At 72.5% G+C, this 25,488-nt stretch carries 23 protein-coding genes; 17 read left to right on the forward strand and 6 right to left on the reverse strand.

Translation table 11 applies throughout. From position 1 onward, the window contains the following. The first annotated feature begins 153 nt into the window (after positions 1-153). From LAO51_04080 to LAO51_04095, 4 genes are all read left to right on the forward strand, one after another. Complete coding sequence (locus LAO51_04080; protein ID MBZ5637918.1) at positions 154-471, forward strand: hypothetical protein; 318 nt, start codon at positions 154-156, stop codon at positions 469-471. A 28-nt stretch (positions 472-499) separates the two neighbouring features. Continuing rightward, a complete protein-coding gene (locus tag LAO51_04085; GenBank protein ID MBZ5637919.1) occupies positions 500-1,684 on the forward strand; it encodes an aminotransferase class V-fold PLP-dependent enzyme in 1,185 nt (394 codons plus the stop codon). A 1-nt stretch (position 1,685) separates the two neighbouring features. Further along, entirely contained in the window at positions 1,686-3,224 is a 1,539-nt protein-coding gene (locus tag LAO51_04090) for a hypothetical protein (GenBank protein ID MBZ5637920.1), read from the forward strand. 305 nt (positions 3,225-3,529) lie between these two features. Next, positions 3,530-4,117 (forward strand): hypothetical protein, encoded by a 588-nt coding sequence (locus LAO51_04095; GenBank protein MBZ5637921.1) that lies wholly within the window; start codon positions 3,530-3,532, stop codon positions 4,115-4,117. Positions 4,118-4,129: 12 nt separating this feature from the next. On the opposite strand, the gene LAO51_04100 is transcribed toward LAO51_04095, so the two are convergent. Then, positions 4,130-4,657 carry a flavin reductase family protein gene (locus tag LAO51_04100; GenBank protein MBZ5637922.1) on the reverse strand — a complete coding sequence of 176 codons (528 nt, stop codon included), beginning with the start codon at positions 4,655-4,657 and terminating at the stop codon, positions 4,130-4,132. 74 nt (positions 4,658-4,731) lie between these two features. On the opposite strand from LAO51_04100, the gene LAO51_04105 reads away from it, so the two are divergent. After that, positions 4,732-6,084: a hypothetical protein gene (locus tag LAO51_04105; protein MBZ5637923.1), complete on the forward strand. Its 1,353-nt coding sequence runs from the start codon at positions 4,732-4,734 to the stop codon at positions 6,082-6,084. A 5-nt stretch (positions 6,085-6,089) separates the two neighbouring features. Here LAO51_04105 and LAO51_04110 read toward each other — a convergent pair whose 3' ends face one another. The 3 genes from LAO51_04110 to LAO51_04120 all read right to left on the reverse strand — a co-directional run bounded on the left by LAO51_04110 (position 6,090) and on the right by LAO51_04120 (position 8,106). After that, positions 6,090-6,740, reverse strand: a complete 651-nt coding sequence (locus tag LAO51_04110; protein MBZ5637924.1) for a hypothetical protein — start codon at positions 6,738-6,740, stop codon at positions 6,090-6,092. Between the two features lie 125 nt (positions 6,741-6,865). Next, a complete protein-coding gene (locus LAO51_04115; protein ID MBZ5637925.1) occupies positions 6,866-7,477 on the reverse strand; it encodes a hypothetical protein in 612 nt (203 codons plus the stop codon). Continuing rightward, entirely contained in the window at positions 7,474-8,106 is a 633-nt protein-coding gene (locus LAO51_04120; GenBank protein MBZ5637926.1) for a hypothetical protein, read from the reverse strand. The genes LAO51_04115 and LAO51_04120 overlap by 4 nt, the downstream gene beginning before the upstream one ends. A 122-nt stretch (positions 8,107-8,228) precedes the next feature. Between LAO51_04120 and LAO51_04125 the strand changes: the two genes are divergently transcribed. Genes LAO51_04125 through aroC form a run of 4 tightly spaced genes read left to right on the forward strand, consistent with a single transcriptional unit; the run spans position 8,229 to position 14,542 of the window. Further along, entirely contained in the window at positions 8,229-9,365 is a 1,137-nt protein-coding gene (locus LAO51_04125; protein ID MBZ5637927.1) for a DUF2891 domain-containing protein, read from the forward strand. 23 nt (positions 9,366-9,388) lie between these two features. Continuing rightward, entirely contained in the window at positions 9,389-10,441 is a 1,053-nt protein-coding gene (locus LAO51_04130) for a 3-dehydroquinate synthase (protein MBZ5637928.1), read from the forward strand. Further along, on the forward strand, positions 10,438-13,521 hold the full coding sequence (locus LAO51_04135; GenBank protein ID MBZ5637929.1) for a hypothetical protein: 3,084 nt from the start codon (positions 10,438-10,440) through the stop codon (positions 13,519-13,521). Before LAO51_04130 ends, LAO51_04135 begins: the two co-directional genes overlap by 4 nt. Beyond that, positions 13,511-14,542 carry a chorismate synthase gene (aroC, locus tag LAO51_04140; GenBank protein MBZ5637930.1) on the forward strand — a complete coding sequence of 344 codons (1,032 nt, stop codon included), beginning with the start codon at positions 13,511-13,513 and terminating at the stop codon, positions 14,540-14,542. Before LAO51_04135 ends, aroC begins: the two co-directional genes overlap by 11 nt. 12 nt (positions 14,543-14,554) lie before the next feature. On the opposite strand, the gene aroF is transcribed toward aroC, so the two are convergent. Next, positions 14,555-15,349, reverse strand: a complete 795-nt coding sequence (aroF, locus tag LAO51_04145; GenBank protein MBZ5637931.1) for a 3-deoxy-7-phosphoheptulonate synthase — start codon at positions 15,347-15,349, stop codon at positions 14,555-14,557. Between the two features lie 148 nt (positions 15,350-15,497). Here aroF and LAO51_04150 point away from each other — a divergent pair, with 148 nt between their 5' ends. Genes LAO51_04150 through LAO51_04175 form a run of 6 tightly spaced genes read left to right on the forward strand, consistent with a single transcriptional unit; the run spans position 15,498 to position 21,942 of the window. Further along, positions 15,498-16,553, forward strand: coding sequence for a chorismate-binding protein (locus LAO51_04150; GenBank protein ID MBZ5637932.1), 1,056 nt, complete (start codon positions 15,498-15,500; stop codon positions 16,551-16,553). Then, on the forward strand, positions 16,541-18,157 hold the full coding sequence (menD, locus tag LAO51_04155) for a 2-succinyl-5-enolpyruvyl-6-hydroxy-3-cyclohexene-1-carboxylic-acid synthase (protein ID MBZ5637933.1): 1,617 nt from the start codon (positions 16,541-16,543) through the stop codon (positions 18,155-18,157). Before LAO51_04150 ends, menD begins: the two co-directional genes overlap by 13 nt. Further along, positions 18,154-18,942 carry an alpha/beta fold hydrolase gene (locus LAO51_04160; GenBank protein MBZ5637934.1) on the forward strand — a complete coding sequence of 263 codons (789 nt, stop codon included), beginning with the start codon at positions 18,154-18,156 and terminating at the stop codon, positions 18,940-18,942. The genes menD and LAO51_04160 overlap by 4 nt, the downstream gene beginning before the upstream one ends. Further along, on the forward strand, positions 18,942-19,772 hold the full coding sequence (gene menB / locus LAO51_04165) for a 1,4-dihydroxy-2-naphthoyl-CoA synthase (GenBank protein ID MBZ5637935.1): 831 nt from the start codon (positions 18,942-18,944) through the stop codon (positions 19,770-19,772). Before LAO51_04160 ends, menB begins: the two co-directional genes overlap by 1 nt. A 17-nt stretch (positions 19,773-19,789) precedes the next feature. Further along, positions 19,790-20,689, forward strand: a complete 900-nt coding sequence (menA, locus tag LAO51_04170; protein ID MBZ5637936.1) for a 1,4-dihydroxy-2-naphthoate octaprenyltransferase — start codon at positions 19,790-19,792, stop codon at positions 20,687-20,689. Between the two features lie 29 nt (positions 20,690-20,718). Then, positions 20,719-21,942, forward strand: a complete 1,224-nt coding sequence (locus LAO51_04175) for an AMP-binding protein (protein MBZ5637937.1) — start codon at positions 20,719-20,721, stop codon at positions 21,940-21,942. Here LAO51_04175 and LAO51_04180 read toward each other — a convergent pair. Next, complete coding sequence (locus tag LAO51_04180) at positions 21,901-22,320, reverse strand: thioesterase family protein (protein MBZ5637938.1); 420 nt, start codon at positions 22,318-22,320, stop codon at positions 21,901-21,903. The two genes, LAO51_04175 and LAO51_04180, sit on opposite strands and share 42 nt — an antisense overlap. A 158-nt stretch (positions 22,321-22,478) precedes the next feature. Here LAO51_04180 and LAO51_04185 point away from each other — a divergent pair, with 158 nt between their 5' ends. Both LAO51_04185 and LAO51_04190 read left to right on the forward strand, forming a co-directional pair. Further along, positions 22,479-24,284 carry a caspase family protein gene (locus LAO51_04185; protein MBZ5637939.1) on the forward strand — a complete coding sequence of 602 codons (1,806 nt, stop codon included), beginning with the start codon at positions 22,479-22,481 and terminating at the stop codon, positions 24,282-24,284. Beyond that, positions 24,281-25,486 carry a hypothetical protein gene (locus LAO51_04190; protein MBZ5637940.1) on the forward strand — a complete coding sequence of 402 codons (1,206 nt, stop codon included), beginning with the start codon at positions 24,281-24,283 and terminating at the stop codon, positions 25,484-25,486. The genes LAO51_04185 and LAO51_04190 overlap by 4 nt, the downstream gene beginning before the upstream one ends. Positions 25,487-25,488 lie beyond the last annotated feature (2 nt).

A 25,488-nucleotide genomic window follows, 5' to 3' on the forward strand; every position in this document is an offset into this window, starting at 1 on the left:
GAATTACGAAGCGATGGTCGATCAGGCGCGGCAGAAAACCGCGCAGATGAACGCCGAGCTGCAAAAGTCCGGCGTCGCCGCGCAAGCGTCTTTTCGGCAAGTCGAGCAAAGCTCGATCAGTGGTCGGGCGCAGTTGGTTCCCTGAACCGACTGGTGGTGTCGGTCGGGGGCCTCGTCGGGGGCATCCTGGTCCAGGACCTCCTCCACCTCCTCGGCGGCCGCCTCCCGACCCTGACGCGCGACACCCTCGGAGCCGGGATCGCGGCTAGCTTGAAGCTCCGCAGGGGGCGGGCGACCCTCGCCGACCTCGAGGACGCGGTGCGCAGCATCTTCGTGAAGCGGCGTCACCGGGAGCGCCACCCGGACCGGCGCGCTTCGCTGCCCATCCTCGACGGCCTGTCGCTCGCTCTCGACATCGACACCGAGGACGAGGCGAAGGAGAAGACGGGGACGTCCCGCCTCTCCGCGTGAGCCGCTTCGCCGCTGGTAGACTGACCTCGTGAATTCCCTCGCGTCCTGCTTCTCGCTCGACCCCGGCATCGACTACCTCAACCACGGGTCGTTCGGGGCCTGCCCCGCCCCGGTGGTCGAGTTCGCGGAGGAGGTGAGGCGCCGGATCGAGCGCGAGCCGTTCCGCTTCCTTGCGCGCGACCTTACGCCGCTCCTCGACGCGGCGCGGGAGGAGCTGGCGCGCTTCGTGGGCGCCGCGGCGGACGATCTCGCGTTCGTTCCGAACGCGACCACGGGGGTCAACACGGTCCTCGCGTCGCTCCCGCTCGAGCCGGGGGACGAGCTGCTCACGACGGACCACGTCTACAACGCGTGCCGGAACGCGCTGGCGTTCGCCGCGGCCCGGGCGGGGGCCGTCGTCGTCATCGCGCCGGTCCCGTTCCCGATCGAGAGCGAGGATGCGGTGCTGGACGCCGTGCTGGCGCGCGTCTCGCCGAGGACGCGCCTCGCCCTCCTGGAACACGTCACCAGCGCGACCGCCCTGATCTTCCCGATCCGGCGGCTCGTGCGGGAGCTGCTTCGCGCCGGGGTCGAGACGCTGGTGGACGGCGCGCACGCGCCCGGGATGGTCCCGCTCGAGCTCGACGGGCTCGGGGCCGGCTACTACGCGGGAAACGCCCACAAGTGGCTGTGCGCGCCCAGGGGAGCCGCCTTCCTCCACGTGCGGCGCGACCTCAAGGACCGCGTCCATCCCCTGGCGATCAGTCACGGCCACGACTCCGCCCTCAGGGGACGCTCCCGGTTCCGCCTGGAGTTCGACTGGACGGGAACGCGGGACCCGGCACCGTGGCTCGCGATCCCCGAGGCGATCCGCTTCCTCGGCGGCCTCCTCCGCGGCGGGTGGACGGCGGTCATGGCCCGCAACCACGAACTCTGCCTGTCGGCCCGCGACATCGTCTCCGGCGCCTTCGGCGTCGCGCCCGCCTGCCCCGACTCGATGATCGGGTCGATGGCCTCGATCCCGCTGCCTCCACCCCGGCCCGGCTCCGATGCCGAAGCGCTCGACCCCGACGGACTCATGGATCGGTTCTTCGAGCGTCACCGGATCGAGACCTGGCTCTTCCCGCGGCCTTCGGGGGGTGGCCGCCTGATCCGGGTCTCGGCTCAGCTCTACAACGACGTCGCGCAATACCGCCGACTCGCGGAAGCCGTTCGGGCGCTGTGGGGGAAGTGAGGTGCGGCTCCGACCGCGCGGCCGGGAAGCGTGGGTGACCGGGCTCTTCTGGTTCGCCGTCGCGGCGTGCCTCCGCCTACACCTGATGTGGCCCGGCGACGCGCCTTTCATCAACGACGAGCCCGCGTTGCTGCACGCCGCGCTGGACGCCGATCGCACCGACCGCCTCGCGACCGAGGGGGCGCTCGGCACGGTCGGTGTGCGCTACGGGCCGCTGCCGACCTGGCTCTACCAGATCGCGCTGATGGCGACCCACGACGTGGTCGCGATCGTGCTCCTGAAGTCCCTGCTGTCCTTCGTGGCCACCCTGGCAGGCGTCCTGCTCATCTGCCGCTGGGTCGGCGCGAGCCGGTGGCTCGCGCTGACCGTCGCGGTCTCGCCCTTTCTCTGGCTCTACGATCGCATGCTGTGGGATCTCGTCTTCCAGATCCCGGTTTCGGTTTGGGCCGTGGCGGCCTATCTCGGGTTCGGCCGCCGGCGCTCCGGCTGGCGGCTGCTTGCGGTCGTGCTGCCGCTGGCGGCACTGGCAGGGATCCACCTCATGAGCCTGCCGACGCTGGCCGGCTTCTCGCTCTGCTTGCTCTGGCTCGACGGCCGCTGGCTGCTCCGCGAGTGGCGCCGGGCTCTGCCCGCCGTCGTGGCGGGAGCGGTCCTGTGCGTTCCCTACGCGTGGTACGTCGTGCACGTCGTCCAGTTCGGACGGGGAGAGCACACGTCCCTCGGATCGGCGCTCGGGGCCGGTTTGACGAGCGGCGGGATCTTCTCCTTCCTGGGATTCCACGAGTACTACGATCCGACTCTCTCGGCGAATGCGGGGCTGCTGAACGGCTCCACGCGCGAAGCTCTCGCGCTCGTCTCGGGGTCGGCGATCGCTGCGGTCCTCGCGGGCATCGCGATCGCCGGGTGGCTGCTTCTGCGCCGACGAAGCGCGTCCCGCGACGAGGCGGACGGCGCTCGCCGGGCCGCGGCGCTCGGGCTGTCGATCTTCGGTTTCGCGCTCCTGATGTTCGTGGTGCTGCGCCGGCAGCTCCACCCGCACTTCTATGCCGGCAGCGCCTGCGGAGTGCTACTGCTGCTGCTGCTGTGCGGACGTGCCGTCTGGAAGTTCCTGATCGCGCGGATCGTCTTCGGTCTTTACCTCGCCGTCATGACCGTGCTGCTGCTCGACCTCTCGCTTGCGCTGCACCGCAACGGCGGCGACTTGTCGCCCACGTACGGGCCCACCATCGGAAACCAGGTCGAGGTGGCCGGCCAGGCGGTCCGGATGGTCCGGGGCGGCGCGCGGACGGTGGTGCTGACCGGGCCCTACAGCATGTTCCCGTGGGCCTTCACGACGCTCTTCCGCCTGGATTCCGCTTGGAATGGCGCGCCGCTCGTCTACCGGAGCGAGCTGGGAGCGGGCTACGTCAGGCTGACGCTCGACGGCGGCGCGATGGGTCTCGGCCCGGCAAACGACGCGGGGGAGATCCTGGTGGGTATGCTTCCCGGTCCGCCGGTGAGGCTGGCCGCGGTGAGCCGCCCGCCGCGCCCGCGCTCCTGAGCGCTCGCGGTCGAGCGCGGTGCTTTCCGGATCACGGTATCGAAACGCGGGGTGCGAGTCCGTGACGGCCGGGCGGACCGAATGCCGGGCCGAGGCGAGATCTCGCGGTGCGCGATCCCGGCATGGACCTTGCGCGTCACCGCCGTGGGCGCGCGCCGTCGGTCCGTCGAGGAGGCGGATCCCGGCCGGCGCAGGGCGGGGGCACGATGCACGGCGCTTGCGAGTCTTGCGGCATCCTTCACGAGTCGTCGTCGGAATGTCCCGGTGACGCCCCGGCGGCGGGTCCGGAGAGGCCGGGCGCGAGGATGCGGGTCAGGACGGCGCGAGGGACCGAAGACGTCGGGGTCCTGATCGCCCGAACCCGAGGACGGTGGCGCGCCCGAATCGTGACCTACCCGAACGTGCTGTGGACGGCGCCGGGAGGGCGGACGACCCTGAAGTTCGTCTCGGACACCGCTGAGGAGGCCGAGAGGCAGGCGGTCGCTTTCATCCAGGGCCATTGCGCGCGGCGGCCGTCGGCCGCCCGGGGGATGCTGGTGCAGGTCGCGACGGCGGCCGAGCGATTCGAGTTCCCTGCGAAGCCGTCCTCCTCGAACCTGGCCGGAAAGCGGTGGCGAGTCGCCCTCCCGGTCCGGTACGGCGAGCTGCGCGCTTCGGATCTCGGCGCGACCGCGAACGTGTCGGCGGAGGGGATGTTCATCGCGGCCGCGTCGCCGAGCGAGGCGGGGTCGCCCCTCAGGATCCTCGTCGAGGTCCGCGGATGCACGATGCATCTCCGCGGCCTCGTGATGTGGAGCCGCCGCCGGCCCGAAGGGCGCCGCCCCGCCGGCATGGGGATTCGCCTCCTCCTCCCTCCGGCCCCCTGGGCGAGCTTCGTCGAGTCGATCTCCTGAGCGGGCCCACGGCTATCGGCCGCCCCGGCCCGCCACGAACCGCTCCTCGGCCCAGGCCGCGAGCACCTCGCCGAAGAACAGCCGGTGGTAGTCGTGCTGCGGGTACAGTTCCTCGATCTCCGGGTCCAGGAATCGTGACGGGTCCACGTCGACGGTGGACAGGACCCGGCACTCGAGCGACAGCTCGGCGCCCTCCACGCGAGGGACCGCGACGCGCTCGGACGGGACCTTCTCGATCCCGGCCAGGCGCCACTTGTCGAGGTCGCGCCCGGATCGCGTCCCGCACACGTCCATCGCCTCGCGCCGGGACTCCGGGAGGAAGTTCAAGGTGAACTCGGGATGCGCGTCGAGGAGCGAGAACGTGTGGCGCGTCGGCCGGACGTAGACGGTGACGACCGGGCGCTGCCAAAGGGTGCCGAGCCCGCCCCACGAGACCGTCATCGGGTTCGGGCGTTCCCTGCCCGCGACGAGAAGCGCCCACTCGAGGTCCAGCAGCTCGAACGGCCGGACGGCCAGGCTGGTCGGATCCACCTTCTTCACGTTCTCCTCCCCCGGAGCATTCTCCGTTGTCGAGGAGCTATATTAGCCGCGTCACGAGGGGAATGAGGAGGATCATGCGAACTCCGCTGTGGAAGCTCCTGGGACTCGCGGCCTTCGTCGGGCTGATGGTGTTTTGCGGCGCGTGCGTGGTGGCGGTCCGCGAAGGGCCCGCGAGGCGGGTCGACATGCCGCCTCCGCCTCCACCTCCGCCCCCCGCCGTTCCGGACGCGGCGGCCGACGACGACTTCGGGGCGTTCTACGACGGCCTGGCGCCGTACGGCGAGTGGTTCTGGCAGGATCCCTACGGCTGGGTCTGGGATCCCTCGACGGTCGACCCGGCCTGGCGCCCCTACACGGTGGGACACTGGATCTACACCGACGACGGGTGGTTCTGGAAGTCCGACGAGCCGTGGGGGTGGGCGACCTGCCACTACGGCCGCTGGTTCTTCGATTCGGATCGCGGATGGGTCTGGGTGCCCGGCCACGAGTGGGCGCCGGCGTGGGTCGCGTGGCGCCACGGCGACAGCTGGGTCGGCTGGGCGCCGCTTCCTCCCCGGGCCGTCTTCAGGGCGGGGATCGGCCTCGATCTGGGCGGCGTCGATCTGGACGTGATCATCCAGCCGTTCTGGTGGGGGTTCGTCGAGGAGCGCGACATCCTCGACCCGAGGATCGGCGTGAGGATCGCACCGGTCGCCCGCAACGTCACGCTGGCGCGGGTCACGCGAAATGAAACCAACTACGCCGTCGTCCGGAATCGTGTCGTGGTCCGGGGCATCGACGTGGCGGAGATCGAGCGGGAGAGCCACCGCCGCGTCGCCCCGGTCAAGATCGTCGACGAGGGCGCCCCCGGGAAGGATCGCCACTCGAAGTGGGTCGGCCAGGATCTCCACGTGTTCCGCCCGGCCATGAAGGATCCCCCGCCGTCCCGCGCGCCGCGCGGAGCCGTCCGGAACGAGGGCGGCTCGCCCGGGCGCGCGGCGCCCGACCTCGCGGTAGGGACGCCGCAGACGCCCCCGCGGCGCCCCGAAGAGCCGCAGCGCGAGCAGCGGGCCGCGCGCCCGGGTCCACCGCCCCGCGCCGCGGCCGAGACCCCGGCCGCCGTTCCCGAGCAGGTGCTACGCCGCCAGCAGGCGGAGGCTCGCGAGTTGGAGCGCCGCCACGCGGCGGAGCGTTCGGCGCTCGGGCGCCGGCATCAGACGGAGGCCAAGAGCGCCCCGGCGAGTGCCCCCCCCGAGGAGCTGAAGAAGCGCCAGGACGACGAGCGGCGCGCGATGGACGAGCAGACGAAGCGCGAGAAGCTCCTGCTCGAGAAGCGGCAGGAGCGCGAGCGCAAGGAGAAGGCCGCGGAGAGCAAGAACAAGCCGGCCGACGAGAAGAAGCCGAAGACCGGTGAGAAGAAGGCGCCGGAGGACCGGAAGGGAAGCTGACCGGGTCAGGGTGGGGTCGGCTCGGACGGGACCCGCCGCGCGGCGGAGATCAGCGTGGTGGCGGCGACGGCGGCGGCGAGGCAGCCCGCCATCCCGTACAGGCCGGCGCCGGGCTGCATCTCGAAGCGGGCGACGAGACCGCTCGCGGCGCGGTCCCGGAGGCTGTCGAGCGGGTGGAAGCCGTGGCGCCCTCCGGGGTCCGCGAACATCCCGTGCACTTGCCAGTTGATCAGCGAGATGTGGACGAGCGCCGCGAGGGCGAGGACCGCTCCCGCGGCCGAGAGCGCTCGCGCGCCGCGAGCCCCCCGGATCGCGAGGAGCGGCACGACCGCCGCGCAGGCGGTGGATCCGAGGAGCCAGAGCGCGAGGAGCCAGGTGAGGCGCACGGCGGGCGGCGTCCGGCGGGCCATCGGGCTCTCGGCGACCTTCTCCGCGGCCGCCTCCTGATCCCCGGCGTCGTCGGTCGCGGTCTCGGCCTCCGTGCGGAGGTCCCGGACCACTCGGGTCGCCTCGGTCACCAGGTCCGGGCCGCGCACGGTCCGGTCGTGCTTGATGGGAACCTGCAACCGGAAGAGCGGCAGGAAGAAAAAGGCCACCGCGGCGCACGCCAGGACCGACAGGACCGCCCGCTCCACCGCGCGCTTCGGCTCCGTCATCTCAATCTCGTCTCCGAGCGAGCTTCATCGGTGCAGTCTATCCCTCGCCTCGGCGGATCGACAAGACGAAAGGGCCTGGCTGCGGTGGGGACACCGCGACACCGCTTCGGCTTCGAGAGGCGGCGTCACCTCGGACGCGCGGCGAAGGGGCGGTGCCAGCCGATCTCGGGCTGGTCGCGGTACGGGCCGAGGTCGTGGAACGCGAAGAGCCGGGGGTTCGCCGAGTGGAGGAACCCCCAGCCGAGCCCGTTGATGCAGCAGGGGTCGAGCCGCGTCCCGTACGCGGCGAAGTGGTCGCGACCGTAACCGAGCGTGCGGTTGTACCCCGTGCGGTGGACCGGCCCCCGTTCGCGGCCGAGGAAATAGGGGTGGACGTGACTTCCGCAGAGCAGGAGCGCCGCGCCGCCCGCGTCGGGGAACGCCGGCCCCTCGGTGCGGTACCGCGGAACGAATACGTCGCCGCGGCGGGCGTCGTGCAGGATCCAGCCGGTGTGCCCGGCGAGGAAGTGGTCGACGAAGAAGTTCTCGCCGTGCGCGAGGCAGTAGATCCGCTCGCAGTCGTTGTACCGGTTCCCCGGGCCGGTCGCAGGCGTCCCGCCGCGTGCGCTCACCGGGTACGGCGACGGCTGGGCCCCGACGACGGGCGATGCGGCGCGCCGGACCACGGGCTCCTTGCCGCCGCAGCAGCCGGCCGCGGCGGCGACGAGGCAGAGGGACGCCATCGCCGCTCGCCTCATCGCAGAATCCTCGCGCCGAGGTGCCACGCAGCCTGGACCAGCCAGACGAGACCGACGAGGCGGAACAACCAGAGCGTGGCCCAAGTCCCGATCAGCGCCTGGACGTGGACGGGGAACGGGGAGCTGGCGCCGCCCGGGCGCGGCACCCCGCGCCAAGGGGCGAGCCAGCCGAGCGGGAGCACCGTGAGACTCACGCCGAGCTTGAACAGCGCGGCGGCGTCGGCGCCGGTCACGGGACCGAGGCGTCCCGTCCCCGCGAACAGCATCGCCGGCAGGTAGAGCGCGAGGGTGCCGAGGATCCCGGCGCGGAGGAGCCACGTCCGCCGGTCGGCCCAACCGAGGACCCGATCGAGACGCTCGCGGTGCCCGCCGGTGCAGGCGCGCCACGGGCCGCTCCCGATCGGTTCGGCGACGTCGAATCCCGGACCTCCCGACGCGCCGCCGCCGCACCAGAGGCATCTCCGGGCCGCGCGACGCAGCGCGAACGGGCGCGCGTAGAGCCGGTGCGTGACCATCAGCGCGACTCCCAGAACGAGCGACCCCGCCGCCCCGATCGGCGTCCGCGTGAACAGCCACAGGACCGCCGGGACCGGCAGGAAGAGCAGCGCTCCAAAGACGCGGTCGGCCACGGGGGATATGTAGGCCGCCGCGGTCTCCGGCGCAAGGGGCGGGGCGCCCCGAGCGCGTCTTGCCAACTCGCCGAGAGGCCGCTTAGCATCGACGCATGCGAAAACTCCACTTCGTCCTCACCATGGCCGCCACCCTCGTCCCGTCCGCCGCCCGGCATGCCATCGCGGCCGCGCCCGGGGCTCCGGTGCCCGCCGCCGCTCCGGCCGCGCCGGCCGAGGCGGAGGTGGGCCTCTCCTCGGCCGACGCGGGGCGCTTCGCCAAGCTCGCCCTGGACTGCGTCGGCAAGGAGTACCCGAACAAGATCGCGCACGTGATGAACGGGGACGGGGACGTCAAGCCGCCGCGCGAGCTGACCCCGGCGTTCTGCGGCTGCTTCGACTGGCACTCGGCCGTGCACGGGCACTGGCTCCTCGCGCGTCTCGCCAGGACGTTTCCGGACGCCCCGTTCGCTCCGGCATCCCGCTCGGCCCTCGCCCGGAGCCTGACGCCCGTGAAGATCGCCGCCGAGGTCGTCTACCTCGAGGGAAACGGGCGCGGGACGTTCGAGCGCCCGTACGGCCTGGCGTGGCTCCTCGAGCTGGCCGCCGAGCTACGGGAGTGGAACGACCCGGAGGCGAAGACCTGGTCCCTGAACCTCGCGCCGCTGGAGCGGGCGGCTTGGAAGCGCCTCGCCGAGTGGCTTCCGAAGCTGTCCCGTCCGATCCGCGTCGGCGAGCACGACCAGACCGCGTTCGCGCTCGGCCTGGCCCTCGACTGGGCGCGAGGCGCCGGGGACCGCGAGGCCGCGGCGTTGGTCGAGGCGCGCATCCGCGACTACTACCTCCGCGACCGGGACTGCCCGATCGGCTACGAGCCGTCAGGACAGGACTTCCTCTCCCCCTGCCTCGCCGAGGCGGACGTCGTGCGGCGGGTCCTCCCTCCCCCGCGCTACTCGGATTGGCTCAGGAGCTTCCTGCCGAAGATCCCCACGGTCGCGTCGTCGCGATGGCTGGCCCCCGCGGTCGTCACGGACCCGTCGGACGGAAAGCTCGCCCACCTCGACGGGCTCAACCTGAGCCGCGCTTGGATGCTCGAGGGGATCGTCGCGGGACTCCCCTCGGCCGACAAGCGGATTCCCGCGCTCAGGGCCGCGGCGGCCGCGCACCGGGATTCCGGCCTCAGGTCGGTGACCGGCGAGCACTACGAGGGCGGGCACTGGCTCGGTACATTCGCGGTGTACCTGGTGACGGAGAGAGGCCTCACGGCCGGGGGGACGTAGAGCATCGGTCGGGAGAGGGTCGCATGCGCCGTCCGTCTTCAGCGAGCCGCCTCGTCTTCGAGGACCGCCTGCCGGACCTCCGTCCTCGCGGCGAGGCGCTCGTCATCTGCGACGCGAAGCTCCCGTCGCTCTCGGCGGGCCTCGCGCGGTGGCTCGTGCGGTTCCCTCGGGTCTATCCCGTGCGAGCCGGAGAGAAACTGAAGACGCTCCCGACGTTTCACCGCCTGGTGGAGTGGGCGGCCGCCACTCTCCCCGCGACCGATCGCTCGAGGCTCCGCGTCGTCGCGATCGGGGGCGGCTCCGTCGGCGACTTCGCCGGGTTCTTCGCGAGCGTGTGGCTCCGGGGAGTCGACCTCGTTCTGGTCCCCTCGACCTGGCTCGCCGCCATCGACTCCGCCCACGGCGGCAAGACCGCCCTGAACGCGGGCGGCGCCAAGAACGCGATCGGGACGTTCCACCCGGCGAGCGAGGTCCGACTCGTACGTCGGCTCCTCGACCTTCAGGAGGCGGAGCGGGCCCGTGAGGCCTGGGGCGAGCTCGCGAAGATCGCGATCCTCGACGGGGGGGCGTGGGCCCGCGCGATGGCACGGGATCCGGCGCCGGACGGCGAGCTGCTGTGGAAGTACCTCGAGCCCGCCGTTCGCGCGAAGCTCCGCGTGGTCGCGCGCGACCCCGAGGAGAGAGGCGGGCCGCGGCGACTCTTGAACCTCGGCCATACGACCGGCCACGTCCTGGAAGCCTGGAGCGGCGTCGCTCACGGCGTCGCGGTGGCTCACGGCGTCGCGTTCGCGGTCGCCTGGAGCGAACGCCGCGGGCTCCTGACGCGTCGTGCGGCCGGCGACCTTCGCGAGTTCCTCGCGACACGCCTCGGACCGACGGGGAGCGGCCTCCCTCCCGGCGTGCGCCCGATCCCGAGGCTCGCCGCCGCTCGCCTCCTCTCCCGCGACAAGAAAGCAATCTCCGCGTCCCGCGTTCGGGAGGTGTTCCTCGAGGGCTGGGGGAAGCCGCGGATCGAGGCGGTCCGATTCGCGGATCTCCTCGCCGAGATGGTGCGGCAGGGCTGGGTCCTGCCGTGAGCCCGCGACGGCCGCCGCTCGACTTCGACGGCAAGATCCCGGCCTCGAAATCGATGTTCAACCGCGCCGCGGTCATCCGCTCGTTCGAGGAGCGCGTCGAGGTACGGGGACGCTCGAGCTGCGACGACGTGCGGCGCCTCGAAGAGGCGCTCCGCGTGATGGGGACCGGCGCATCGCTCGACTGCGGCGAGGGAGGCACGGTCTTCCGCTTCCTGACCGCCCGAGCTTCGCGGATACCCGGACGCCACGAGCTCGCCTGCGGCCCTTCCCTCTTCGCGCGGCCGCACGACGGCCTGTTCGACGCGCTCGCGCCGCTCGGGATCCGCGTCTCGAGCGATCGCGCGAGGCGCGTCGTCGTCGTCGAAGGGCGCGGCTGGCGCGATCCGGGGCGTCCGGTCCGGGTCTCGCGGGACGTCTCGAGCCAGTTCGCCTCGGCGGTTCTGCTGTCGGCTTGGGATCTCCCCTTCTCCCTGACGCTGGAGGCCGGGCAGGACGGGCCGAGCGAGCCGTATCTCTCGATGACGCTCGAGATGCTGCGCCGCGCCGGAATGGAGTGGCGCCGGAGCGGAACCATCCTGAGCGTGCCCCCGATGCAGCACCCGGCGGCGGGGACGCGCCTTCGGTTGGAGCCCGACCTCAGCTCCGCCTTCGCGCTCGCGGCGCTCGCCGCCGTCGCCGGACGCGCACGAATTCACCAGTTCCCGGCGGAGTCTCTCCAGCCGGACGCCGCGTTCGTGGGGATCCTGCTTCGCATGGGCGCGCCGGTTTGCCGCGACCGGAACGGCGTGCTCGAGGTGAGGTCGCCCGCGGGCGGCGTGCGCGCGCTCGAGGGCATCGACGTCGACCTCGGCCGCTCGCCCGATCTCTTCCCGGTGCTCGCGGTCCTCGCCTCCTTCGCTTCGGGGCCGAGCCGCCTCGCCGGCGCGCCCCACCTCGCCCACAAGGAGTCGGATCGGATCCGCAAGACGGCGGAGCTCGTCGCCCTCGTCGGCCGCGAGGCGACGGTCCTTCCCGACGGGCTCCGGATCGAGGAGGGCGAGCCGCGTTTCGGAGCGGAGCGCGCGTACGATCCGGCGGGGGACCACCGTCTCGCGATGGCGGCGCACGTCGCCGCCGCCGCCGGCGCCCCGATCGAGATCCTCCACAAAGAGGTGGTCGACAAGAGCTTCCCCGAGTACTGGCCGATCGTCCTCGGCGGCGGCCTCGCCGAGACGACGTTCCTCGCGGGGCAGCGGGGGGTCGGGAAGTCGTCCCTCCTGAGGCGGCTCCTCGTCGCGGCGCGAGACCGGGGGATCGCGCTCCACGCGCTCGACCTCGACGGAGAGATCGAGAGACGAGAGGGTGTCCCGATCCCGGACCTCTTCGAGGCGGGAGGAGAGGCGCGGTTCCGAGCGCTGGAGCGGCGCACGCTGGAAGCGGTCCTCGACGAGTTCGCGGCCGCGCGCCGCCGCGGGGAGCCGGCCGCGATCGCCCTCGGCGCGGGGTTCGAGGCGTTCGACCTGCCCGTCTTCCGCTCGCCGCTGACGAGGGTGATCTGGGTGCGGCGACGCACCGACGACGACGGCCGGATCTTCCTCGACCGGCCGCGGCTCGACGCGTCGGCCACGCCTCTGGCCGAGTTTCGGTCGCGCGCGCGGGATCGTGGCGCACGGTTTCGCGCGATCGCCGACCGCGAGCTCGTGCTGCGCGAGGGCCTCCCCGAGACCGCGGGCTCGGAGCGCGACCTCCTCCTCCTCGGCCGGGCGCGTCTCGGCGCGTGGCTCACGATGCCGCCCTCCGCCCTCGTGCGACCCGCGGGCATCGCGCAGTACTGGGAGGCGAGGCGGGACTGGGGGATCGAGCGGGTCGAGCTCCGCGACGACCTGCTCCCGCCCGACCGGATGCTCGCCGCGCGCGACGGGATTCCCGACGAGCGACTCGTCGTGAGCTTCCGCGTCCCCGGCGCTCCCGTCCCTCGAGACCTCGATCCGCCGATCGAGGTCGACTGGGCGCTCGAGCTGGGACCGCCACCCGAGGGACTGCGCCCGACGATCGCGTCGCTCCACGAGCGGCTCCCCGGCGAGAGCCTTAGGAGCGCGCTCGACCGGCTCGTTGAGACGGCCCCTGCCGGGACGCCGCGGCTCAAGGCGGCGCCGGAGGTTCGCGACTTCGCGGAGCTCGCGGCGGGCGACGCGTGGCAACGGCGCGATCCCCACCGCCGGTCGTTTCTTCCCCGCTCGCCGGACGGACGGTGGAGCTGGTACCGGCTTCGGCAGAAGGGCCGGCAGGCGATGGGATTCGTGCGGGACGGCGGGGACGCGGGGCCGGTGGGCGCTCCCGATCAGCCGACGCTGCTGGAGTGGCTCGACGAGCGGCCGGGCCTCTCACGCTTCGGCGCGGTGCTCGGCGACCCGGTGGCGGCGAGCCGCTCGCCGGCGCTCCACCTGGCGTGGGCCCTCTCGCGGGGGGCGTCCTACTACGCGATCCGCGTCGCCGAGACCGAGTTCGACGAGGCGATCGCCGTCCTGGAGCAGCTCGGCCTCGGGTTCGCATCGGTCACCGCTCCGCTCAAGCGCGCGGCGCTCCGTCTCGTGGGCGCCTCGGCATCGCCGCTCGCCGCCGAGGCCGGCGCCGTCAACACGCTGCTCCGGGAAGGGCGAGAAGCGGCATGGACCGGCGAGAACACCGACGTGCCGGGGCTCGCCGCTGGCGTCGAGGAGTGGAAGCGCGCCGAGGCGATCCCGGACTTGGCCGCGCTCCGGATCGCGCTGTGGGGTGGCGGTGGCACCCTCGAGGCGATGCGCCGCGCGTTTCCCGGTGCCGTGGCGTTCTCCGCCAGGACGGGACAGCCGCGGGACGGGAGCCTCGCTTCGGGCCCGTGGGACGTCGTGGTCTGGGCCGTGCCCCGCTCGCGCGCCGGTGCGTGCGTCGCCCCGGGTCCCGAGCTTGGGCCCCGCCTCGTCTTCGATCTCGACTACCGGGAGGACTCCCCCGGTCGGGAGTTCGCGCTGACGTGCGGGGCGAGGTACTTCTCCGGCCTGCATTTCCTGGAGCGGCAGGCGGCTCTCCAGCAGCGATTCTGGAGCCTCCATGAGCGCTAACCGTTTCGGCGAGCGGTTCGAGATCCTCACCTTCGGCGAGAGCCACGGCCCGGGCCTCGGCGTCGTCATCGACGGGTGTCCGGCGGGCGTCCCGTGGGACGCGGCCCTGCTCGAGCGCGAGATGGCCCGGCGCCGCCCCGGCCAGGCGTTCGGTTCGGGACGCGCCGAGCCGGATCGGGTGGAGGTTTTGAGCGGCGTGTTCGAGGGATTCACCCTCGGAACGCCGATCGCGCTCCTCACACGAAACGTCGACGCGCGATCCTCGGACTACGAAGCCTTGCGGGACGCCCCCCGCGTGGGGCACGCCGACGACGTCTGGCTCGTGAAGTTCGGCCGGAGCGACCCCAGGGGCGGCGGACGCTCGTCCGGGCGCGAGACGGTGGCCCGTGTGATGGCGGGAGCGGTCGCCCGCATGCTCGTACGCTGCCTCGAGCCCCGAATCGCGGTCCTCGGCTACACCTCCGCGATCGGCCCTCTCGCGCTGTCGGACGTGGACCGGACCGGCGCGGCGTCGATGGACGAGGACCGGCTCGAGGCGTTCCCGGCACGCTTCCCTTCCCCGACGCGGTCGGAGGCGATCGTGGAGCTTCTCGATCGAGCGAAGACGGAGGGGATGAGCTGGGGAGGGACCGCCGAGATCCTGGTCGAGAACCCGCCGGCGGGCCTGGGCCAGCCGGTGTTCCACAAGCTGAAGGCGGACCTGGCGTCCGCGATGCTGTCGACCGGCGCCACTGCCGCGGTCGAGATCGGCTCGGGTTCCGCGTCCGCCCGCGCGGAGGGGACGGCGTTCCACGACCCGCGTGCGGGAGGGAAGCCGTACGGCGGCATTCGGGGGGGGATCACGACGGGAGAGAGGCTGAGGCTCTCGGTCTCTTTCAAGCCGACGTCGTCGGTGCGTAAGTTCGCCAGGAGCGGACGCCACGATCCGTGCATCGTGCCGCGCGCCATTCCGGTCCTCTGCTCGATGACGTGGCTCGTGCTCGCCGATCACCTGCTGTGGCGGCGGCAGGACCGGGTCTGAGGGGCCGCGGGGCTACGGCGCGCGTCCGACCGCCGCGAGCACCGGCCCGAGCTCCCGCACGATCGCGCGGAACCCCTCGGGGGTCAGCGCCTGGAAGCCGTCGACGCGCCCGCCGGTGGGCGACGGGTGGACCTCGACCATGAGCCCGTCGAGACCCGCCGCGGCGGACGCGAGGCACATCGGACCGATCAGCTCGGGGCGCCCCGTCGCGTGCGACGGATCGACGATGACGGGGAAGCTCGAGTGCTGCCGCGCCCAGACGGCCCCGGCGAGGTCGAGGGTGTTACGCGTCTCGGTCCCGAAGGTCCTGATCCCTCGCTCGCACAGGACGATCGACTCGTTCCCGGCGCCCGAGACGTACTCCGCGGCGAGCAGCCACTCCCTCAAGGTCGCGGCGAAGCCGCGCTTCAGGAGGACCGGCTTCCGCGTCGCCCCGAGCTCCTTGAGCAGGTAGGAGTTGTGCATGTTGCGCGAGCCGACCTGGAACGCGTCGACGTGGTCCATGAGCAGCCCGATGTGATCGGGCGACGCCACCTCCACCAAGAACGGGAGGCCGGTCGCCTCCCGCGCGTCGTCGATCAGCTCGAGGGCTTCGGTTCCGAGCCCCTGAAAGGTCTTGGGGTCGGTGCGCATCTTGAAGACGCCGCCCCGCAGGACGTGGGCCCCGTCCTCACGCAGGCGCCGCGCGACCGAGAGGAGCTGCTCGCGCGACTCGACCGCGCACGGACCCGCGATCAGCGCGAAGCGCTGGCCGCCGAAGCGCGCTCCGCCGATCCCGACGATCCTCGTGTCCGACTCGACCCTCATCCGCTCCCCAGGGGGGTTCCCCCGCGACCGCAACATCGTACCGGGTGGGACAGGCCGTGTCGACGTCTCCGTTATGATCGTACCCGGCCTCTCCGGGGCCCGGTCGCGCCGATCGCGCGGGGCGATCCCGGAGTGCGGATCCCGAGCCATGCGCTCCGCCGTCGCGTTCGTCGAGACGTCGCCCGGCACCCTCGCGGTCGCCGAGGGGGATCTGCGCCGGCTCGCGAGCCCGCCCGACGGGGTGGGGGCTTTCTACGCGCCCGACTTCCGGCTCGCCGACCCCGCGCCCTGGCGGGTTCCGACCTCCGAGGCCCGCGCCACCCTCCCGTTGCGCGCCTTTCTCGAGGAGTTCTCGCGGCGGGGCCCGGCGGGATCGCTCCCGGAGTGGACCGCTCCCGACGAGCCCAGGTTCGTGCGCGCCTACCGCTCGCTCGCCGCGTCGTTCGCGCGCGGCGATCTCCTCAAAGGGGTCCCGGTCACGCGGGCCTGCGCGGCGTGGCCCGACGACGAAGCGGAGCCGCTGTTCCGGCGGCTCCTGTCGAGGATCGGCTCGCTGCCCGAGGGGCTGCACCCTTACGGCCTCCTGGGTCCCGCGCGCGATGGCGCGGGGTCCGAGTTCATCGTCGGCGCGACCCCCGAGATCCTCTTCGATCGTCGGGGACGCGGCACGATCCGGTCGGAGGCGATCGCGGGAACTCGCGTCGTCGGGTCGGCGGCGCCGCCGCTCCTCTCCGACCCGAGGATCCGCGAGGAGCACGGTCGCGTCGTCCACGACCTCGTCGAGCGGATGTCGCTCTGGGGCCCTCCCGAGGCGACCGCTCCGCGGCCGTGCGCCTTCGGGACGCTCGAGCACCTCGTGTCCGTCGTCGGGATCGAGACGGCCGGCGGGCCTGCCTTCGACGAGATCGCGCGGCACCTCCATCCGACCGCGGCGCTCGGGAGCTACCCGCGAGGCGCCGCGGGATCGCGCTGGCTCGAGGAGATCGACCCTCTGGGCGAGCGAGGGAGCTTCGGCGCCCCGTTCGGATTCAGGTACCCCGACGGGACCGGCCGCTGTCTGGTCGCGATCCGAGGAATCCGTTACCTTGGCGGGAGGCTCGAGATCTGGGCGGGGTGCGGGGTCGTCCCCTCGAGCCGTTACGACGACGAGTGGCGGGAGGCGTGCGACAAGATCCGGGCCGTGAGGTCGTTGTGGGGGATCTGAGCGCTCCCGGGGTGCCGGGTGCGGAAGGCGGGGTCAACGAGGCGCTCGCGATCGAGATCGTCGAGCGGCTGTGGCGATCCGGCGTGCGCACCTTCTGCGTATGCCCGGGGGGACGGAACGCGCCGATCGTGGAGGTCCTCGACGCGCTGCCTCGCGACCGCGCGTCGGTGCTCGGATTCTTCGAGGAGCGCGCGGCGGCGTTCTTCGCGCTCGGCCGCGCGCGCCGCGATCGCGCCCCCGTCGCGGTCGTGACCACCTCGGGCACCGCGGCGGCCGAGCTGCTGCCGGCCGCCGTCGAGGCGTTCTACGCGGGGGTACCGCTGGTCCTCGTCACCGGGGACCGCCCGGCCTCGTACCGAGGGACCGGCGCGCCGCAATCGATCGAGCAGGCGGACCTCCTCGGGCGCCACGTCGCGCGCGCGATCGACCTCGACCGGCCGGGGACGTCTTGGAGCCTCGGCGATCCGCGGGGCCCCGTTCACGTCAACGCGTGCTTCGACGAGCCGCTTCCCGGCGCGCGCGCCGGGGCCGGCCCGCTCCTCGAGGAGCGGCCAAGAGGCCTGCCGCCGTCCCCCGCCGACGCCGCGATCGCGCGCGAGGTCGGCACCTTCCTCAGGAGCCACGATCGTCCTCTCGTCGTCGTGGGGCCGCTCGACGACGAGCGCGACGCGGCGGACGTGCTGGCCTTCTGCCGCTCCCTCGGGGCGCCGGTCATCGTCGAGGCGTCGTCCGGTCTTCGGGAGCGTGTCGGCGCGCTCCGGCTCCGGGGTGGGAACCTGTCCGCCCGACTCGCGCTCGACCGCGGCGAGGTGAACGCGGTCCTTCGCCTCGGCGGCGTGCCGTCGTTTCGCGTCTGGCGCGATCTCGAGGCCGCGATCGCGGCGCCGGTCCTGTCGCTGTCGCGGTGGCGGTGGAGCGGGCTCACGCGTGGGCGCCATCTCGAGGTGCACTCCGGCGGGCCGTTGCCGCTCTCCCGCGTCGAAGCGGCGATCTCGCCGGCCGCCTTCGCGGCGACCTTCGCGCGCGACCGCGCGATCGCGTCGAGGGCGAAGGCGCTCGTCGAGCGGTTCCCCTTCAGCGAGCCCGCGCTCGTGCGGCGTCTGTCGCTCGCGATCCCGCGAGGAGCGCTCGTCTACCTCGGAAACAGCCTCCCGATCCGGGAGTGGAACGAGTACGCGGGGGAGGAGGATCGCGGCTTGAGGGTGCGGGACAGCCGCGGCGCCAACGGCATCGACGGGCAGGTGTCGACGTTCCTCGGCCTCGCCGGGCCCGATCGCGAGAGCTGGGCGATCGTCGGTGACCTGACCGCCCTCTACGATCTCGCGTCGCTCTGGGCCTTGAGGCACCTCGAAGGCCACGTGGTCCGGATCGTCGTCGTGAACAACGGGGGAGGACGGATCTTCGAGCGGATGTTCCCCAATCCCGTCTACCAGAACCGTCACGCCCTTCGCTTCGAGGCGTGGGCGAAGCTGTTCGACGCCGACTACCGCGAGGGAGTCCCCGACGCGCCCCTCGGCCGATTCGCGGTCGTCGAGTGTCGGCCCGACGATGCCGAGACGGCGGCCTTCTGGACCGAGCTGAGGCGCGGGGCGGTCCCGCCATGACGCCTCCCCCGCGGTTCCTGGTGGTGGCGATCCACGGGTTTCTCGGCCGGCCGTCGGACTGGGATCCCGTCGTCCCGCACCTCCCGCGGGCACGCCTCCGTCCCATCGACCTGTGGCCGGTCTTGGACGGCACTCGCGCGGGGTGGGACACCGTCGGCGCGTCCCTCGGGCGCGCCGTCGACGACGTGCTGGCCCGCGACACGCTGCGTCCCGCGATCCTCGCCGCCTACTCGTTCGGTGCGCGACTCGCGCTCGCCGTCCCCGGGCTCGATGCGGGCGAGGGGGCGCTCGCCGCCGCCTGCCTCGTCTCGGCCCACCCGGGTCTTTCCGACGAGAGGTCCCGCCTCGCGCGGAGGGCGGCCGACCGCGAGTGGGCGCGGCGGCTCCTCGAGGATCCGGAAGAGGACGTGCTGCGCGACTGGGACGCGCAGCCGGTGCTGGCACGGAGCGGCGCGCGGGGCGCGGGGCGCCGGTTTCCCGCCTCGCGCGAGACGCTCGCCGCGGCGATGACGGGGCTCTCCCTCGCGGAGCAGCCCGACTTCAGGCCCCGCCTGGCCGCGTGGCGGGCGCCGCTCCTCTGGATCGCCGGGGGGGACGACGCGAAGTTCGCGGGTCTCGCCGGCGAGATCGCGGCGATCGGGCTCGCCGCGGACGTCGAGATCGTCGCGGGGGCCGGCCATCGCGTTCCCTTCGACGCGCCCGCCGCGTTCGCGAGGGCCTTCACGAGCTGGGTCGACAAGCGCGTCCCGCGCCGCGGCGACGCCGACGGGACGAGGAGGACGTGATGGAGGTGGGCCAGACGGCGTGGGAAACGGTCAAGGAGTACGAGGACATCCGGTTCCTCAAGACGGCGGACGGCGTCGCCAAGGTGGTGATCGACCGGCCGGAGCGGCGGAACGCGTTCCGCCCGCGGACGGTGGCCGAGCTGATCGACGCTTTCGAGACGTGTCGCGAGGATCCGTCGATCGGCGTCGTCATCCTGACGGGAGCCGGGGACAAGGCGTTCTGCTCGGGGGGTGACCAGAAGATCCGCGGCGACCAAGGGTACCTGGACGAGCGCGGGGTGCCGCGGCTGAACGTCCTCGACCTGCAGAAGCTGATCCGTTCGCTCCCGAAGCCGGTCATCGCGATGGTGGCAGGGTACGCGGTCGGCGGAGGCCACGTGCTGCACGTGGTGTGCGACCTGACGATCGCGGCCGACAACGCCGTGTTCGGCCAGTCCGGGCCGAAGGTCGGCTCTTTCGACGGCGGCCTCGGATCGAGCTACCTGGCGCGGATCGTCGGACAGAAGAAGGCGCGGGAGATCTGGTACCTCTGCCGCCGGTACGACGCGCGGCAGGCGCTCGACATGGGGCTCGTCAACCACGTCGTGCCGCTCGCCGACCTCGAGCGAGTCACCCTCGAGTGGGCCCGCGAGATCCTGGAGCACTCTCCCCTCGCGATCCGCTGCCTCAAGGCGGCGCTCAACGCCGACTGCGACGGACAGATCGGGCTCCTCGATCTCGCGGGGAACGCGACGCTCCTCTACTACATGTCGGAGGAGGCGAAGGAGGGGAGGAAGGCGTTCGTGGAGAAGCGGAAGCCGGACTTCAGGAAGTTCACCCGCGTTCCCTGACACGCGGGAGGACGGAGTTGGCAAGAGTGTCCGCTCGTGTGTGGCTCCTCGCCGCGCGCCCGAAGACGCTGACCGCGAGCGTCGCCCCCGTGACGGTCGGCACGGCGCTCGCGACGGCCTTTGGGCCGCGCCCGATCTCGCTCCACCTCCCGGCCCTCGCGCTGCTCTCCGCGATCTCTATCCAGATCGGCACGAACCTCGTCAACGACGCGTCGGATTTCACGAGGGGAGCCGACGCCGACGGGCGGCTCGGACCGCTGCGCGTCGCGCAGGGCGGGCTCGCGACGCCCGGACAGGTCATGGCGGCGGCGGCGGTCTTCTTCGCGCTCGCGGCGTGCCTCGCCGTCCCGCTGGTCGTCGCGGGAGGGATCCCGGTGCTCGTCATCGGGCTCCTCTCGGTCGCCGCCGGCTACGCCTACACCGCCGGCCCGCTCCCCCTCGCGTACGTCGGCCTCGGCGAGGCGTTCGTGCTCCTGTTCTTCGGCTTCGCCGCGGTGGAGGGGACGTGCCTCGTGCTCGCGCGATCGACGCTGCCGCCGTGGTCCGAGGTGGCGTCGCTCCAGGTGGGGCTCCAGAGCGCGACGCTGCTCGCCATCAACAACCTCCGCGACGTCGAGGGAGACCTCGCCGCGGGGAAGCGCACGCTCGCGGCCCGATTCGGGATTCCGTTCGCCCGGGCGGAGATCGCGGTCACGGTGCTGGCGCCGTTCGTCCTCGGCGGGGCGTGGCTCGCGGCGGGCCGCCCTTGGGCGGCGGCGCTCCCGCTCGCCCTGCTCCCGCTCGCGATCTCGCTCGTGGTCGGCGCGGCGAGAGAGCCCCCGAGCCCACGATTCAACCCGCTCCTCGCGCGGAGCGCGCTCCTCCAGCTCGCCTTCGCGGTGCTCCTCGCGATCGGGCTCTCGATCCCGGGGAGGTGACGTGTGGAGGAGCCCGGGGGCGCGCCGTCGTGAAGCTCGGCTCCCACTTCGACGCCGAGACTCGATTCGACTGGCTCGACCGCGAGCCGGCCGTCGTCGCGAACCCCGAGTGGGCGCTCCGGCGCCCCGGCGATCTCGCGGCCGCGAAGCGCGCCCTGCCGAGGCTCGAGGCGCACGTGTGGGTCGCGACCTCCGGCACCTCGGGCCGGTCCGCGGGCGCCCGTTGGGTCGCGCTCTCGAAGGAGGCCTTCCTCGCCTCGGCGAGCGCGGTCAACGCACACCTCGACTCGCGCTCGCACGACGTGTGGGTCCACGCCCTCCCGCTCTTCCACGTCGGCGGGCTCGGCATTCTCGCGCGGGCCTCGCTGTCGGGAGCGCGGGTCGTCGCGGGGATCGAGGAGCGCTGGGACCCCGGGACCTTCGCGGAGCGCGCCGCGGCGGCCGGAGCCACGCTGACGGCGCTCGTCCCGGCCCAGGTCCACGACCTCGTATCGGCGGAGATCCCCTCGCCGCCGGCGATCCGGGCCGTCGTCGTCGGAGGCGACCGGCTCGATCCCGCGCTCTGGCGGGCCGCGAAGTCGCTGGGCTGGCCGTGCCTCCCGAGCTACGGGATGACCGAGACCTGCTCGCAGGTCGCGACCGCACCCCTCGCGTCGATCGAGGCACCCGGTCCGCCGTCCGCCCTTGCCGCGCTGCCGCACGCCGAGATCCGGTGCGGAGAGGAAGGGAGAATCGAGATTCGCGCCACGTCGCTCCTGACGGCCTACGCGGAAATCGAGGGCGACGCGGTCCGGGCATGGGACCCGAAGCGCGACGGATGGCTCGAGACGGACGATCTCGGCCGCGTGGCCGGCGGCTCCGTCGAGGTGTGGGGCCGGGCCGGCGAGGCGGTCAAGGTCCTGGGGGAGATCGTCCTCCTCCCTCGGGTGGAGTCGCGCCTCGAGGGATGGACCGCCGGCGACCCGTGGCTCAGGGAGAGGGTTCTCGACGTGGCCCTCGTCGCGAGACCCGATCCGAGGCTCGGCCACGAGCTGACGCTCGTGGTCGCGTCCGGCGACCCGGCGCTCGCCGCGCCCCCCGCGCTCGATCGTCTGGCGCGCTCCCTGCGGGAGTTCGCGAGAGCCGAGCTGCTCCCGTTCGAGCGGCCGCGGCGCGTCGTCTTCCTCGACCGGATCCCGAGGAACGAGCTCGGCAAGAAGCGCCGGGACGCGCTAGCGCTCGAAGTGGGCCTCCATACGGGCCTTGATGTCTGACGGGATCGGGACCTTCGCCCCCCGAACGAGGTCGGCGAAGACGTGCGTGACCCGCGTCTCGGCGCACCGCTTCGGCTCCCCCTGCTCCATGTCGAAGAACTGCGTCGTCACCTCGAACGAAGACTCCCCGATCTTGGTGATCCGGATCTCGGCGTCGTAGCTCCTCCCCGGCCGGAGCGGCTGCTCGAAGATCGCCTCCGCGCGGCGAATGGGCACCGCGACGCTCGCGTCCCGGAACCAGCTCGCCCACGAGGTGCCGAGCTCGTCGGTCACGAACCCCTCGTAGACGCGGTGCGCGACCTCGAGGAGCCGCGCGAAGAAGAGAACCCCGGCCGGGTCGGCCTGGTCGAAGTGGATCGTCACCGGTCGTCGATACATCGCTCGGATTCTCCACGCGGCGACGGCCGCCACGAGGACCATACACGAACCCCGGCCGCCGCCGCCAACGTCTCCCGGAGTATGCTTCGGGGTGCCGGGCCTCCGTTCGGACGGTCCCCAGGGTCGGGCCGATTCGAAGCGGGGACGAAAGGGCCGTCATGCGAACCCATCGCCCGGATCGACTCTCGGTCCTGTGCGTCCACGGGATCGGCCACGGCGACGCGGACGCGTCGCTCGTCCCGTCGTGGACCGACGCGATCACCCAGGTCGTCCATCGCTGGCAGCCGGGGTGCGCCGTCGACCTAGAGTTCCTGCGCTACGACGACCTCTTCGATCACGCCCCGCTCGATCTCGCCGTGTACGGCCGGGCGCTGGCGGAGATCCTGGCCAGCGGCGCCGTCCACGGAATCGGAGATTTCCTCGGCGGGGCGCGCGGGCTTCACGACCTTCCCGATCAGGTCCGCTGGACCGCCGGGATGATCGCGCAGTGGGCCACGGAGGACGGCCTCCGCGACGGGCTGCGCCGGCGTCTCCTCCAGGCGATGAGGGACCGTGAGCCCGATCTCGTGTGCGCGCACAGCCTCGGCTCTCTGATCGCCTACGACACGTTCCGCCGCAACCCGGGGGTCCTCGCGGGGAAGACGCTCCTGACATTCGGATCCCAGATCGGCAACCCGTTCGTCCGCGACGCGTTCGCGGGGCGGATCGAGCCGCTCGACGCCCGGGCCTGGTATCACCTCTTCAATCCCGCCGACCGCGTCTTCACGTCGCGGCTCAGGATTGAAGCGCCGAACTTCGTCGAGGTCCTGACGGAGTTCGACAAGCCGAACGACGTCATCAACCACGACCCCGTCTGCTACATGAGCCACCCGGACGCCCAGGCGCGGGTGTGGGCCGAGATCGCGGGCGGCGGCCCCCCGAGAAGCGTGGCGCGCGCGTTTCGCGCGATGCAGGGCTTCGCGAAGCGGCCCGACCGCCGCGCCCTCCTGGTCGGGATCAACGCGTACCCCGACCCTGCGAACCGCCTCGAGGGGTGCGTCAACGACGTGTTCCTGATGAGCTCGGTGCTCCAGGAGTGCGGTTTCGGCCCGGAGGAGATCCGCGTGGTCCTCGACGAGCGGGCGACGGCGCAAGGGATCCTCGAGCGCCTCCACTGGCTCCTCGACGACGTCGACGGCGGCGCCGAGCGGGTGCTCTTCTACTCGGGGCACGGCGCCCAGATCCCGAGCTACGACGTCCGCGGGGAGGTCGACCATCTCGACGAGTGCCTCGTGCCGTACGACTTCGACTGGACCCCCGCGCGCGCCATCCGGGACAAGCAGTTCGTCGAGTTCTACAGCCAGCTCCCCTACGACGCGCGCTTCGTCGCGATCTTCGACTGCTGCCACTCCGGGGGGATGAACCGCGAGGGCGGGGCCCGTCCGCGCGGCATCGAGCCGCCGGACGACATCCGCCACCGCGCGCTCGAGTGGGATCTTACGCTCCAGATGTGGCGGGAGCGCAAGCTCCGGCCGCAGAACCCGACCCTCGCGGGGTCGAAGGTGGGGAGCGCGTATCTCGGGCGGCGCGGCGTCACGCACCGGTTCGGCCGAGGGATGGCGCTGCGCTCCCTGCCGTCGTCGACCTACGACCGCGAGCGCAAGAGGCTCCGCCACCGCGGCGCCTATCTTCCCGTGATCCTCGAGGCGTGCCAGGAAGCCGAGCTCTCCTACGAGTATCGAGACGGGGCGACGTCTTACGGCGCGTTCACGTACTGCCTCGCCAAGGTGCTCCGGATCGTCCGCGGCCAGGGGCAGAATCCCACGTTCCGTGAACTCACCGAGCGGACCGCCGGCCGGCTCCGGGCGCTCGACTACCGGCAGACGCCGGCGCTCGTCGGCGCGAGGCCCCTGCTCGACGAGGCGATCCCGTGGTCACGGCGGCCGCGCCCGCGCCGGGCCCGGCGAGGAGGAACCGATCGATGAGCGAGATCGCGCAGTGGACCTGGATCGTGTACATGGCCGGCGACAACAACCTCGAGGACGCGGGGCGCTCGGACCTCGGGGAGATGAAGCGCATCGGCTCGACCGCGGACGTCAACGTCGTCGTCCAGTTCGACACCGAGTCGAAACGGACGACGAGGTACCGCGTCGAGAAGAACCGGCTCAAGACGATCCAGGAGATGCCCGGAGTGGACTGCGGCGATCCCAAGGTCCTGGCCGGGTTCGCGCAGTGGGCCGTGAAGACCTTCCCCGCGCGTCACTACCTGCTCGACGTCTGGAATCACGGCGGCGGATGGGAGAACCTCCCCGCGGACTACGACTACGATTCCATCCGCCTCGCCAAGCCGACGCGCGCCGCGCGCCTCCGCCGCCTCAAGCGCTCGCTGTTCCGCACCACCGTGGCGAAGATCCACCGGCGCGGCGCCGCCGCGCGCGCGATCGCGATCGATTGCGGCTCGCACGACTACCTCGACAACCGCGAGCTCAGGAGCGCGGTGTCGAGGGCGTTTCCTCCCGGACGGAAGCTCGACGTCCTCGGCTGCGACGCGTGCCTCATGAACATGATCGAGATCGCGTACGAGATGAAGGACGGCGCTCGCTTCATGGTCGGCTCCGAGGAAACGGAGCCCGCCGCCGGGTGGCCCTACGCAGCGATCCTGAAGGCGCTGGTCGGGAAGCCCGCGACGAGCCCCGCGGACCTCGCGAAGCGGATCGTCGTCGAGTACGGTAGGTACTTCAAGCGCAGAGGCGAAGCGGCGACGCAATCGGCCCTCGACCTCTCCCGCGTGACCGCCCTGGCCGGGGCCGTCGACGAGCTGGCCGTCGCGCTTCTCGCCGATCTCGAAGCGGTCGCGGGGACCGTGAGCCTCGCCCGGGACCGGGCGCAGAAATTCGAGATGCCGGAGTACGTCGACCTCGGAGACTTCGCCGCGCAGCTCGCCAAGCGCCTTCCACGGAGCGCCGCCGTGCAGGCCGCGGCGGCGAAGGTGCGAGCGGGACTCGATCCGGGCGGCGCCGAGCCGCTCGTCATCGGGAACGCGACCGCGGGGGCTTCCGTCGCCCGCTCGACCGGGGTATCGATCTACTACCCCCATCGCGAGGACTACTCGCCGGACTACGCGGAGTTGCGCTTCAGCAGGGACGTGAAGTGGCACCGGTTGCTGCAGGGGATGTTCAAGGCCTGAGG

This window comes from Terriglobia bacterium (assembly GCA_020073205.1).
Classification (GTDB): Bacteria; Acidobacteriota; Polarisedimenticolia; order Polarisedimenticolales; family JAIQFR01; genus JAIQFR01.